Source organism: Massilia sp. CF038, assembly GCF_900129765.1.
In the GTDB taxonomy this organism is placed as follows: Bacteria; Pseudomonadota; Gammaproteobacteria; order Burkholderiales; family Burkholderiaceae_D; genus Telluria_A.
This window is the reverse complement of record NZ_FQWU01000003.1, coordinates 144,781-156,886: the sequence shown is the minus strand read 5'-3', so window position 1 is coordinate 156,886 and position 12,106 is coordinate 144,781. Positions and strand designations below refer to the sequence as shown.

General features: G+C 61.9%; 10 protein-coding genes. 2 read left to right on the top strand and 8 right to left on the bottom strand.

Annotated features, from left to right (window positions below; translation table 11 throughout):
- Positions 1 to 2: 2 nt before the first annotated feature.
- From xrtA to BUC24_RS19905, 8 genes are read right to left on the bottom strand one after another with little or no spacing between them, the layout of a single operon-like run.
- Positions 3 to 1,556, bottom strand: coding sequence for an exosortase A (gene xrtA / locus BUC24_RS19940; RefSeq protein WP_073220800.1), 1,554 nt, complete (start codon positions 1,554 to 1,556; stop codon positions 3 to 5).
- The gene (locus tag BUC24_RS19935) at positions 1,547 to 2,740 is read right to left on the bottom strand and encodes a TIGR03087 family PEP-CTERM/XrtA system glycosyltransferase (RefSeq protein WP_073220797.1); all 1,194 of its coding nucleotides are present in this window, start codon (positions 2,738 to 2,740) and stop codon (positions 1,547 to 1,549) included. The genes xrtA and BUC24_RS19935 overlap by 10 nt, the downstream gene beginning before the upstream one ends.
- 2 nt (positions 2,741 to 2,742) lie before the next feature.
- Positions 2,743 to 3,831, bottom strand: coding sequence for a FemAB family XrtA/PEP-CTERM system-associated protein (locus BUC24_RS19930; RefSeq protein ID WP_073220793.1), 1,089 nt, complete (start codon positions 3,829 to 3,831; stop codon positions 2,743 to 2,745).
- The gene (locus tag BUC24_RS19925) at positions 3,828 to 4,703 is read right to left on the bottom strand and encodes an XrtA system polysaccharide deacetylase (RefSeq protein ID WP_073220790.1); all 876 of its coding nucleotides are present in this window, start codon (positions 4,701 to 4,703) and stop codon (positions 3,828 to 3,830) included. Before BUC24_RS19925 ends, BUC24_RS19930 begins: the two co-directional genes overlap by 4 nt.
- On the bottom strand, positions 4,703 to 5,749 hold the full coding sequence (locus BUC24_RS19920; protein WP_073220787.1) for an XrtA/PEP-CTERM system-associated ATPase: 1,047 nt from the start codon (positions 5,747 to 5,749) through the stop codon (positions 4,703 to 4,705). Before BUC24_RS19920 ends, BUC24_RS19925 begins: the two co-directional genes overlap by 1 nt.
- 15 nt (positions 5,750 to 5,764) lie before the next feature.
- The gene (locus tag BUC24_RS19915; protein ID WP_073220784.1) at positions 5,765 to 7,486 is read right to left on the bottom strand and encodes a TIGR03016 family PEP-CTERM system-associated outer membrane protein; all 1,722 of its coding nucleotides are present in this window, start codon (positions 7,484 to 7,486) and stop codon (positions 5,765 to 5,767) included.
- Entirely contained in the window at positions 7,467 to 8,411 is a 945-nt protein-coding gene (locus tag BUC24_RS19910; RefSeq protein WP_073220782.1) for an XrtA-associated tyrosine autokinase, read from the bottom strand. Before BUC24_RS19910 ends, BUC24_RS19915 begins: the two co-directional genes overlap by 20 nt.
- 22 nt (positions 8,412 to 8,433) lie before the next feature.
- Positions 8,434 to 9,954, bottom strand: a complete 1,521-nt coding sequence (locus tag BUC24_RS19905; protein ID WP_073221602.1) for an XrtA system polysaccharide chain length determinant — start codon at positions 9,952 to 9,954, stop codon at positions 8,434 to 8,436.
- 401 nt (positions 9,955 to 10,355) lie between these two features.
- On the opposite strand from BUC24_RS19905, the gene BUC24_RS19900 reads away from it, so the two are divergent.
- Together BUC24_RS19900 and BUC24_RS19895 are read left to right on the top strand one after the other, a co-directional pair.
- Positions 10,356 to 11,111, top strand: a complete 756-nt coding sequence (locus BUC24_RS19900; RefSeq protein ID WP_307188471.1) for a S1 family peptidase — start codon at positions 10,356 to 10,358, stop codon at positions 11,109 to 11,111.
- A 150-nt stretch (positions 11,112 to 11,261) separates the two neighbouring features.
- Positions 11,262 to 11,894 (top strand): XrtA/PEP-CTERM system exopolysaccharide export protein, encoded by a 633-nt coding sequence (locus BUC24_RS19895; protein ID WP_073220775.1) that lies wholly within the window; start codon positions 11,262 to 11,264, stop codon positions 11,892 to 11,894.
- Positions 11,895 to 12,106: the final 212 nt, after the last annotated feature.

The following is a 12,106-nucleotide window of genomic DNA, read 5'->3' as shown; positions in this document are numbered from 1 at the left end:
AATTAATTCGCGGCGGTCGTATCGAGCGCGGCGTCGATCGCTTTCAGATTGGTATTGAGGAAGGCGCGCAGGGCAGTGCGTGCGGCTTCCTGATCTTCGCTGTAGGGCGAAGAGAGCATGATGGCAGCGCCGTCGTCACCGCGCAGCATCAGCTTGGCGGCGGCCTGGCGCAGTTTGCCCGCATACGGGTTGGTGACCGGGTGGCCGTCCACGCGCAGCCAGTGCCAGACCAGGAAGGTGCCGGTCGCGCCGCGCATGCGCGTTTCGCGCACGGTCAGGGTGCGCCCGTCAATTTGCTCGGTGCGCACTGCCCCGCCCAGCTCATGGTAAGGGTCCTTCTCGGCAGCCAGGCGGTTGACGGAACTGATCAAGGCCTTGTCGCGGGTCTGGTTGCGGTAGTACAGAATGGTCAGTGCCACCGGCTTGCCGCCTTGGCTTTGCACCACGCTGTTGAAGCCTGCATCGGCCGGCATGAAGCTCGGTACCCAGCTTGAGAATGCGCCGGCAGCTTCGCCGCCGAGAGTGATCGGCGCCAGGGCCACCGGTTTCGGATTATGCGTGGCGCGGTCGCTGTAATAGGCGAACGCCGGCCACAGCGCGCAGGCGGCAAGCACCGCCAGCAGCATTTTGGCGATGGCGGCCGGTGCCGTAGCGTCGGCAGCGCGCGCCGGCGGCAGGGCGGCGCTTTCGGCGTCGGTATCCTGGCGCCAGTAGCTGCCCACCCAGAACATGATGAACATGACGATGCCAAAGAAGATCCAGCCGTAGATCAGGTGGTCCACGCCGGTGGCCAGTTCCATATTGCTGGTGTGGCCGATCATGACGATCAGGTAGGCGCGCATGCCGTTGGCGATCACGGGCACCACGATCGAGGCGGCAATGAACACGGCCCGGCGCAGGGTCGAACGGTAGGTCAGGTAGGCGTACAGGCTGCCGATGGTGACCGAGGAAATCAGATAGCGCACGCCACTGCAGGCTTCCACCACCGACCAGTTGCCGGTCGGGAGTTCGAAATGGGTGCCGTTGCGCAGGACCGGAATGCCGGTGGCCTGCACCGCCCAGATGGTGAAGTCGGCGGTAAATTCAATCAGCGGGCCAATGAAGATTTCGCCAAAGGGCACCGCGAACAGCAGGAACAGGAGGGGAAAGGCCAGCGAGCCGGCCAGGCGGCGCCCCAGAATGGCCAGCGCAATCACGGGCAGCATGGCGACAAAAGCATACTGCTGCACCACCTGCACTTCGCCCATGCGCGCCACCAGCCAGCCGGCGCCCAGCGCCAGCAACAGCAGCAGCGCGGGCCAGCATGGTCCCGGCGGCAGGGCGCGGAAGTTGGCGCGCCGGCGCCAGATCAGCCACAGACTGATGGGGGCAATGATGTAGCCGTGGGCGAAGGTCTCGGAGCTGTTCCACACCTCGACGATCGAGCGCGCCGTGTCAAAGTAAAACAGGAAGGGCGCCAGGATGGCCAGCACGATCATGGCCAGGGTGGCCGCAGACAGGGCAGGCACCGGCGGCGTGGCGGAACCGGCCAGCGCGGGATTGTCGTTCAGGAGCATTCGAGTCTCGCTTCGATGCGCGCCAGATTGCTCGGCCAGCTGTACTGGCGTTCAACCTTGCTGCGGGCGGCGCTGCCAAGGGCGGCGTTGGGGGTGGCCACCAGGGCCGACAAGGTGGCAATGAAGGCGTCGGCGCCATCGGCCAGCAGCAATTCGCTGCCGGGAATGGCGTCAATGCCTTCCAGCGCCTGGGGCGAGACCACCATCGGGCGCGCCATGGCCATCGCCTCGAGCACCTTGTTCTGGATGCCGCGAGCGATGCGCAGCGGCGCTACGGTGACTTCGGCGTGATGAATGTACGGCCGCACATCGGGCACGGTGCCGGTCACGGTCACGCCAGGCAGCTGGCCCAGGGCGCTGACAGCCGGCGTGGGACGCGCGCCCACAATGTAAAAGCGCAGCGCCGGATTGGCCTTGAACAGGGGCGGGAAAATCTCGTTGGCGAACCACTGCACCGCGTCGATGTTGGGCCAGTAGTCCATGGCGCCGGTGAATACCAGGGCGCGCTCGCCGGCAGCGTAGGGCCGCGCGTAAGTGCGCTCGGGCGAAAAATAGTCGGTGTCGACGCCGTTGTTGAAGTAGCCGATCTTGGCCGCGCTTTCGGGCGCCAGGGTGCGGAACAATTCCGCTTCCGGATCGGACACAAACAGCGAGGCGTCGCAGGTAGCGGCCACGTGGCGTTCGTAGGTCAGCAGGGTGTCCGCTTCGCGCCGGTACAGCCAGCTCATGGGCCATGGCTTCTGGCTGGCGTACTGGCGCCACTTGTCGGAGTCGACATCGCAGAAATCAACCACGCGGCGCGCGGCCGGATACGCTTCGGCGTACTGCGCCATGGGCGAGGAAAACACCAGCACGCGCTCGATCTTGTGGGCCGCCATGGTCTGGTCGACCCAGGCTTGCATGGCGCTGCTACGGTAGTAGTCGAACGAGAGCGAGCGCTTTGACGTCAGCGCGGCCAGGCTGCGCAGCTTGCCGCTCAGCGGGTTGAGCTTGCCGAAATGGCTGCTGGTGCACATGGCTTGCACCGTTGGCACGTGCTGCCAGTCGTCTTCGTCGTCGACAAAGGTGGCCAGATGCACGTGGTAGTGCTGCGCCAGATGCTTGAGCAAATGGTAGGAGCGGATCTTGTCGCCCTTGTTGGGCGGGTAGGGAATCCGGTGGATCAGCAGGAGCAGGTTTTCCACGATCAGCCCAGGCTCCGGACGATGAACGGGCCGAGGAAATTGGCCAATCCGATCGGCATCTTTTTCCACATCTTGATGAAGAGCTGGTATTTCGGGTTGAGCGGATTGTTGTCCGGCAGCTCGGTGGCCGCGTACAAACGGTATTCGTATTCCAGCGGGGTGGGCTCGAAGCCCCAGTTCTTTTTGAAGTCGAAGGCGCCGGTGCCCAGCTTGCTGCGGCCAAAGTCGAAGATGCGTGCGCCACGTGCGGCGGCCGCCTGCATCAGGTTCCAGTACATGAAGTCGTTGCCGGCGGTTTCGCGCGCAGCGGGCATGCCGCCGCCGTAGTAAGGCAGCACTTCGTCGCGGAAGTAGAAGCTCATTACGGCAGCAATCAGCTCGCCTTCGCGCACGATCACGCGGATTTCGCAGGCTTCGCCAAAGACTTCCTTGATCACTTTGAAATACGACTTCGGAAACACGGGCGTGCCCAGGCGGTGCACGCTCGTGGCGTAGCAGGTGAAGAAGCGGTCCACGCCCTGGTCGATTTCGCCCGTCAGGCCCAGCTTGATGCCCTTGCGCACCATGGCGCGCTGCTTGCGCGGGATGGCGTTGAGGTTTTCTTCATCGTCCGCGGAAATGGCTTTGCGGAAGGTGACGTACAGTTCCTTGGTATGCCAGTTGGGGTCGTTGGGATGGGCCCGCACCAGCTGGCGGTATTCCAGATGGCCGACCTGCAGTTCGCGCGCCAGCTTGTCGGCGGCGGCGTCGAGCATGGTGCGTGCGGACTCGGTGCTGGCGATGGCGCCGCCCAGCACGCAAAACGGCAGCGAACCGAGCCAGTGGCCGAACAGGCGGCTCTTCATTTGTGCCAGCGGCAAGATGCCGACGATGCGGCCGTCCTGCTCCACATAATAGAACCAGGTCTTGTGGCCGTAGACGCGCTCGATCACGGTTTGCCAGCCAGCCTTGTGGAAGAAGGTGGCGTCGGGCGTGGCGTCGACAAAGGCGTCCCAGCGGGCATACTCGGCCGGGGTCAGCAGTTTCAGGACGGCGGGGCTGGCAGCGGCAGCGCCGGCTTGCGCCAGAACGGTATCGGTCATGGTGCTCATGCGCGGCCCAGGAAAATGTTGTCCATGCGGTCCCACGCAAAATCGCGGGTCAGGGCCTTGATGCGCCCTTCCATGCGGTCCAGATTGACGTAGTGGCGGAAGCGCGACTTGAGGTCCACGCCTTCCGGGCGCGGCTGGCCCGGATCAATTTCCCACGGGTGGAAGTAGAAAATGGCCGATTCCTGATCGTCGTCGTTGACCTTGGCCATCATCCAGCGCGACAGGGCGTAGGGCAGCAGGCGGAAATAGCCGCCGCCGCCGGCCGGCAGGTTGCGCTGGCCCATGCGGACCGTGGTGATCGGCACTTCCAGCAAACCGTCAGTCCCGTTCGGATAAAACGCGAAGCGGGGCGCGTCCGGCATGCCGTAATGGTCGTGCTTGATCGGATAAATGCTGGAGCTGTAGCGGTAGCCGGCGGCCAGCAGGGCGTCCAGCGCCCACAGATTGCCGGTGCCAATCGAAAAACTGGGCGCGCGGTAGCCGCGCACTTGCTGGCCGCCTATGTCTTCCAGCATTTTCTTGCTGCTGGTGATGTCTTCAGTGAAGGCAGCCAGATCCTGGTCGGAAGCGCGCAAGTGGCCATAGCCGTGGCTTGCCAGTTCGTGGCCGCCGTCGACAATGCGGCGCACCATGGCGGGATAGCGCTCGGCAATCCAGCCCAAGGTAAAGAAGGTGGCTTTGACGTTGCCGTCAGCCATGAGCGCCAGGATGCGGTCGATGTTCGCTTCGACCCGGCATTCGCGCGTGGGCCAGCTGGCGCGGTCGATGTGGGGCGCGAAGGCGGATACCTGGAAGTAATCTTCCACGTCGCAGGTCATGGCGTTCGGAATCGGCGCGCCCGGGGCGCGGGATCGTGCAGGAGCGAGGATCATTAGTCGTTATTGTGGTTAAGGGGCGAATTCGCCCCGGCCGGCGTGGCCACGATTTTTTTCAGGATGTTCAGCACCGAGACCACCGATTTTTCCAGGCGCATCATGCGCTCGTCGAGCAAGGGGCTGGTGTCGGACAGGGGCAGTTCGTCGCCGTCCAGCTCGGCATCGGGCTGGGCGCGGCGCGGTGCCGGGCTGGCGGCCGGGGCCGGTGCGGGCGCGGCGCTCAGGGGCACTTCGAACTCTTCGGCAATGTCGCCAATCACGTTGGCCACGTCGCTTTCCTCGAAGGCATGCATGTCTTCCAGGAAGCCCATCAGCAGGATGCGGTCGCACAGGGTGTTGACCTTGCGCGGAATGCCGCCTGTGTAGGCGAAAATCGCATCGTGGGCGCCATCGGAAAAGCGCGGGTCGCCCTTCCAGCCGACCGTGCTCAGACGGTGTTCAATATAGAGACGGGTTTCTTCCGCATCCATGGGACCCAGGTGGTAGCTGGCAATGACGCGCTGGCGCAACTGCTGCATGCCGGGGCTGTGCAGGGTGCCGCGAAATTCCGGCTGGCCAATCAGGAAGGTTTGCAGCAGGCATTTGTCATCGGTCTGGAAATTCGACAGCATGCGCAACTCTTCCACCGTGCCCGGCTTCAGGTTTTGCGCTTCATCGACCACCAGCAGGGCGCGCCGGCCTTGCTGGTCGGAGGCGCGCAGGAATTGTTCCAGGCGGGTCAGCAGATCGGCCTTGCTGACGTTTTCGTATGGCAAGCCGAAGGCCGACACGACCATGCGCAAGGTATCATCCGAATCGAGGTGGGTGTTGACGATGTGGGCAGCGACAATTTGCTCGGACGAGAGCTTGTTGAACAGGTTGCGCACCAGCGTGGTCTTGCCGGCCCCGACTTCGCCAGTGATGACGATGAAGCCTTCGCCTTGCGACAGGCCGTACTCGAGGTAAGCCATGGCGCGCTTGTGTCCCTTGCTTCCGAAAAAGAAGTGGGGATCGGGGCGCAGCCGGAATGGTTTGGCGCTGAGCCCGTAGAATGATTCATACATCGCGATTCGACTCCGCTATAGCTGCATTGAAATGGATGCCGCCACCGCATTTTCGGTGTACGGATTGTCGATCTGCACCGCCGCGTTGCCGCGAATGTGACGCAGTTCGACCGTGCCGACCATTCTCGCGCCCAGCTGGTGGTTTGCGCTCAGGCGCAGGGCATGGGTACGCGTCTGCAGTGCCGTGGTCAGCGATTCATTGTTGGTGACATTTGCCACCAGGTTCAGGTTGGTGCGCCCGCTCAGCCGATAGCTGAACTGGGTTTCGATCCCGGCTTGCTTGACGTTGTCGTTAATGGTATTGAGCGAGCTGCCCAGCAGTTCGCTGTCGGTGGCGCGCACTGACAGCGCATCGCGCCGCAGGTGGAACAGACTGACCACGGCACCGCTGCGCCCACCGCGAAATGCCATGGTAGCGCGCAATTGTTTCTGGAGCATGTAACGGTTGCTGAAGAAATTGATATTGTCAGCAATCGAAGGCGGCAGACCGGCAGCGCGGATGTAGGCGTCCACCGCGCGGGCGCGCTCGGCCGGATCCGGGAAGGTGCCCAGGAACAAGCCGTCCAGCAAGGTGGCAGTGTCGACCGCGCTTGGGATGATGAAGTTGGCGCGCGTGGTGGTAACAGTGTCGTCGTATTTGATGCTCCACACCGTGCGGCGGCTGCGATGGGTGGCGTTCAGGGTGCGGCTGGGGCCGTAATAACGGTGGCCCAGGGTGGCCTGGATGCTGGTGCGCCGGCTGGGCGTCCAGCCCAGGCCCGCATTCCAGGCGCGCCCGGCTGTGCTGCCGCCCAGGGCCTGGTAATCGTAGTCATCGTAGCCCACGCCGGCCAGCACATTGAAGGTGTGGCCGAGCTGATAGGCCATGCCCAGGTTGGTGGTCTTGATGGTGGAATCGTTGCGTTCCGTGTCCCTGATTTCCTGCTGGCTGGCAGTCAGGTTCCAGCTGAATTTCTTGAAGCTGGGGCCGCTGTTCAAGCGCAGCGAGAGCGTGTCGCCATCGGTATTGCCCAGACCGCTGGTGCCCGAGTCGACCGCGTCGCGGGCATAGCGCAGCTCGCCGCTGGCGGTGCTGCCAAAGCGGTGCACCAGGTAGGGGCTGATGCGCCAGCTGCGCACTTCGGTCTGGTTGGCCGTGGTGTAGGGGCTGCCGCTGCGCGTCTGGGCGAAGGCGGAAATGCTCTGGTTCGCGATGCCGGCGTTGGCATCCATGTACAGCAATTCGTTGACCAGTTCGGCCTTGCCGTCGGCGCGCAGCATGCGTGAAGAACGGCGCACGCCCGGGATGTCGCTGTCCGACATTTTGTAATAATGAAACTCGTACTGGCCGTTCAGGGCCAGGCGCGGACCCGTGTGCTTGACGCGGAAACCAGGTGCAATTTCGCTGACGAAACTGCCGCGCTCCAGACCATCAGGACGCAGGGCCACATTGTCGGAATAGCTTTGGCGCAAATCCAGCGTGGGCGTGAAAAATTTCTCCTTGCGCAGCAGCGGTGCGGCCAGAGGGAAGCTGGCAGTCGGCACGTCACGGCCGGCCAGCGGCGCCCACTTGCTCAAGCCGGTTTCAGCTTCGCCCGGGGTGAGCGGGGCCACGGGCGCTTCCGGCATCAGGGGCGGCGCGTCGGCCGCGCGCGCGCCCTGACCCAGCAGCAGCGCAGTGAGCGCCAGCGGCACGGCCAGTGGGCGGGCATAGGCGTGCGCAACCGCCTGTGCCAGCTTAGCCGTAGTGATAGTCATAAGTTTCTTCGACACCGGGGAATTCACGCGTCTTGTTGTAGATGAGATTGACGTTGCTGCAGCCTTCGAGCTGGCGCAGCGATTCCTTGACCGCATGCTGGGTGGTGGTTTCCGATTCCACCACAACCACGATCTGGCCCATGTGGCTGGCCAGCACGTGCGCTTCGCTGGTGAGCAGCAGCGGCGGCGAATCGAAGATGACGATCCGGTCCGGGTAGCGGTTGGCAATTTCGGTGACGAACTGGCTCATGGTGTGGCTGGCCAGCAGTTCGGTGGCGCGCGCGTTGCTGGTGCCGGCGGGCAGCAGGCTGAGCGTGTCAACGTTGGTGCGCAGCATGACGTCAGCCATGTCGATCTTGTCGTCGAGCAGCAGGTCCATCAAGCCGCGCTGGGCTGGCAGGCCAAGCACGCGCAGCACTGAAGGACGCGCCACGTCGGCATCGACCAGCAAGACCGTGTGGTCCAGCTCCATGGCAATGCTCATGGCCAGATTGATGGCGCAATAGGTCTTGCCTTCACCCGGCAGCGAGCTGGTGATCATGATCAGGTTGCCTGGCTTGTCGCCCGGGTTGCGCGCGGCAAAGGCGCGCTTGATCAGGGGCCGCTTGATGATGCGGAAGTCTTCCACCAGGGTGGTGCGTCCGCCCGCGGCGGTGACCATGCCCGAGTCGCGCATGTGGTTCAGGTCCAGCTCGACCCGCTTGGTGGCAGCGCGGGCGCGCGGCGCTTCGGCCGGGGCCGGGGCCGCCATGGCGGGCGCTGCTGCCGGACCGGTCGCTGCTGCCGGTGCTGCAGGTGCTGGTGCAGGCACTGCTGCGGCGGTGGCCGCGGCTGGGGCCGGTGCAGCGCCGTCAACAGGCGCGTGCAGCGCGGCTGCCTCGCGCTTTTCGTCCATCCGTTTTGCTGCTTTTTCGATGATGCTCACAAAGTTCTCCCGTGATCGTCGGTCAGACCGAAGGCCTGATCAGTATGGCCGCCATCACGGCGCCGTATGTACCAAACAACATGAATACCGACGCCGCCAGACCGTACAGGCGCTTTTTATGGCGCGATTGCTGTTCCGGCGTCCAGTTCATGCTGATGCTGCCCAGAATCGGCACGCCCGTCACTTCGCGCAGGGAAGCCTGGCTCAGGAAGGTCGGACGGAACTGGCTCATCAGCAATGCCACACCGAGGCCACAGGCCAGGGCCACCACGAACACGACCGAGAACAGGCGTGGACGGTTGGGGCCAGCCGGCGTGATGGGCGCGGTTGGCGGGTCGATCACGCGGAAGGTCAGCATGTCGGTGGCGGAACTGATGTCGCCGGACAGCTTGGCCGATTCGCGCTTCTCTACCAGCTTCTGATAGTTTTCCTTGTTTACAGCATAGTCACGGTTGAGCTGCGACAATTGTGCTTCAATCTCTGGCGCTGTCGTGCTCTGCAATTTCAGGCGCTGGGCACGCGAGGAGAATTCGTCGACCCGGGCGCGCAGTGCCGCCACGCGCGATTCGGCTTCCGACAGCGACACTTTCATCTGTTGCAGCATGGGGCTGTAGTTGACGCCAGGATCGTTGCCAGGCACGCGGGTACGGGCATCTTCCTTTTTCTTTTCTTCCAGCTGGGCCAGCAGGCGCTTGGCGCCAACGATGTCCGGATGCTCTTCGGTAAATTGCATGCGCAGGGCGTCGAGCTGCTTGTTGACCTGGGTAATGCGTGCGTCCAGTTCTGGATTGGCAATGCTGCCTGGCTTGCCGGAACCACTGTCGCCAATCTGGCGCTTGATGGCATTGCGGCTCTGCTCGGCTTCGACCAGTTCCAAACGTGCCTGGTTGAGCTTGTCGGTGATCTCGACCATGCTGGCCGTGTAGTCCGTGTTGCCGCGTGGCAGCATGCCCATGTTCTTGATCTTGAAGTCCTTCAGCTCGTTTTCGGCGGCGGTCAGCTTTTCTTCATACGACTTGATCTGATCATCAATGAACTGGATGGCCTTGTCGGAATCCTGTTTCTTCCCGCCAAAACTGCCTTCGACGAAGATGGTCAGCAGCGACTGCACCACATCCTTGCCCAGTTTCGGGTTTGGATTGTTGTACGAGATGGTGTAGATATCGTCGCGTTCGGTGCCAGTGATCTTGATCTTCTCGATCAGCTCGTCGACCTGTTTTTCGTGCTGCTTGGGGGTGGTCGATTTGACGTCCAGGTCGACCATGCGCATGACGCGTTCGACGTTCGGACGACTGATCAGGGTGCGCCGCATGAACATGACTTGCTGGTCCAGATTGGGCAAGGTGGCCATGTTCGACAGCAGCGGCTTGAGCACGCTCTGGGTATCGACGTACACCCGCGCCGAGGCCTGGTAGTCGTTGGGCAGGGAATACACCACGAACCAGCCAATCACGGCCACGGTCCAGGAAATCACCACGGCGTACCAGCGGTACTTGCCGATCGCCTTTAAAAAGGTAAGTAATACGGCTGTCAGTTCTGCCATCTCGTCGATCTCGCCATCATAAGAATCTGTCGGAGCGCTGGTGCGCAAAAAGTGGGGCCGGGCTGGCTATCATCGCTTGCAAACATTGCAATTGCAATTGCATTATGGAAAAGTGTGACAAGCCAGCCACGGCCTTCGGTGCGGTGCTGTACCGCCGTCCTGCACAACGCAACTCCGTTGTTTAATTAACAGCATAAATGTCGCATGATACACATTTTTTGTGCAGCTCATGCATTCAAATGAATCGTCCCCTAGGCCGGGAAGGGCGGCCGCGCGGGCCGGTTTCGGACCCATGCACATTGTATTGTTGCTTAAGACAAAACGCTATATATAATGTGAAAATTACAAAACTTTTCAACTTGTCCAGCAGGGAGACCTCGATGTCATTCCGACAATCAATAGTGTTGCTTTTTTGCTCAATCGGTGCCATCGTGCCCGGGCTGGCCGCTGACTTTCCCACCACCATTGCCCAGGTCAAGCAATCGGTGGTCGGCGTCGGCAGTTTCCAGAAAACCCGCAGCCCGGCCGTGCGTTTCAATGGCACCGGTTTCGCCACGGGCGACGGCTTGCAGATCATTACCAACGCGCATGTGGTCCCATCCGTGCTCGACACCAACAACATGGAAACGCTGGGCATCTCGATTGGCCACGGCGTCAACTTTGAATTCCGCCCAGCTGTCGTGGTCAGCATTGACCGCGAGCACGACCTGGCCCACCTGGCCATTTCCGGCAAGCCGCTGCCCGCCCTGCAACTGGGTGATTCGGGCCAGATGCAGGAAGGACGCGAGCTGGCCTTCACTGGGTACCCGCTCGGCATGATGCTCGGTTTGCACCCGGTCACCCACCGCGCGCTGTTGTCCGCCATCACGCCCGTGGTGATGCCCTCGCTCACCTCGGGCAAGCTCAAACCCGGCGCGATTGCAGCCTTGCAAAGGGATGGCTTTCCGATCTTCCAGCTCGATGCCACCGCCTATCCCGGCAACAGTGGCAGCCCCGTGTATGACCCGGCCAGCGGCACCGTCTACGGCATCATTAACATGGTGTTCGTGAAGGGCTTGAAGGAAAGCGCGATCACCGACCCGAGCGGGATCACCTATGCCGTGCCTGCCAACCATGCCCGCGATTTATTGCAGCGTAAAGACACGCGTGCAAAATAATTGTCCGTCGCCGCCCCGTGCAGGTGGTTTTCTTGGTTTACAATGGCGCATTTAGTATTTAAAAGACAATTATTAAAGAGTAAGCAGTTTGTCTTGAAAACAACCCGACAGCGCGGCATCCGCCGCACTCGCACTGAGGAAATCCGAATCATGAAGAACAAGATGACACATATGTTGCAGCGCCTGGCCTGCTGCGCGCTGGCCCTGTCGGCGCTGGCTCTGGGCGGTTGCGCCACCAAAGGCGAACTGGTGGCCGGCGACATGACCGCAGCGCCGCTGCACGACTACCTGATTGGCCCTGGCGACAACGTCAACATCATTGTCTGGCGCAATCCGGAAGTGTCGATGTCGGTGCCGGTGCGTCCCGATGGCAAGATCACCACCCCGCTGGTGGAAGACTTGCAAGCCTCCGGCAAAACATCGACTGAATTGGCGCGCGACATCGAAAAAGCGCTGGCCAAGTTCATTCAGCAACCTGTGGTCACCGTGGTGGTGACCGGCTTCACCGGCACCTATGGCGAGCAGATCCGCGTGATTGGCCAGGCTGCCCGTCCGCAGGCGCTGCCTTACCGCCGCGACATGTCCTTGATGGATGTGCTGATTGCCGTGGGCGGTGTGACGGAGTTTGCTTCTGGCAACAACGCGAGTATCATCCGTAAAGTCGATGGCAAACTGCAGAAGATGCCAGTGCGCCTGAATGACTTGATCAAGGAAGGCGATATCTCGGCCAACACGGCCATGCGCCCGGGCGACGTGCTGGTGATCCCTGAAAGTTTCTTCTAAGACATAGAGTTGTCGGTGGACTTTACAGGCCGGGGTGCTTGTCATAAGGACAAGCTCACCCGGTTTCGCGGGACCACACCATAAGTGTTTGATTTATATCAAATGCATTTGGGCATGTAACTACGTGGAATGATATTTGCTTCCTTATTGGAAAAGTTTGTTCTGTCTTTGGACAGATCTGTATTTCTCTGTAACCCGAACGGTTGCATCAT

Excerpts from the sequence above, each read along its gene's own strand:
- xrtA (WP_073220800.1), bottom strand. The coding sequence starts at position 1,556 with ATGCTCCTGAACGACAATCCCGCGCTGGCCGGTTCCGCCACGCCGCCG.
- BUC24_RS19930 (WP_073220793.1), bottom strand. The coding sequence starts at position 3,831 with ATGAGCACCATGACCGATACCGTTCTGGCGCAAGCCGGCGCTGCCGCT.
- BUC24_RS19925 (WP_073220790.1), bottom strand. The coding sequence starts at position 4,703 with ATGATCCTCGCTCCTGCACGATCCCGCGCCCCGGGCGCGCCGATTCCG.
- BUC24_RS19920 (WP_073220787.1), bottom strand. The coding sequence starts at position 5,749 with ATGTATGAATCATTCTACGGGCTCAGCGCCAAACCATTCCGGCTGCGC.
- BUC24_RS19915 (WP_073220784.1), bottom strand. The coding sequence starts at position 7,486 with ATGACTATCACTACGGCTAAGCTGGCACAGGCGGTTGCGCACGCCTAT.
- BUC24_RS19905 (WP_073221602.1), bottom strand. The coding sequence starts at position 9,954 with ATGGCAGAACTGACAGCCGTATTACTTACCTTTTTAAAGGCGATCGGC.
- BUC24_RS19895 (WP_073220775.1), top strand. The coding sequence starts at position 11,262 with ATGAAGAACAAGATGACACATATGTTGCAGCGCCTGGCCTGCTGCGCG.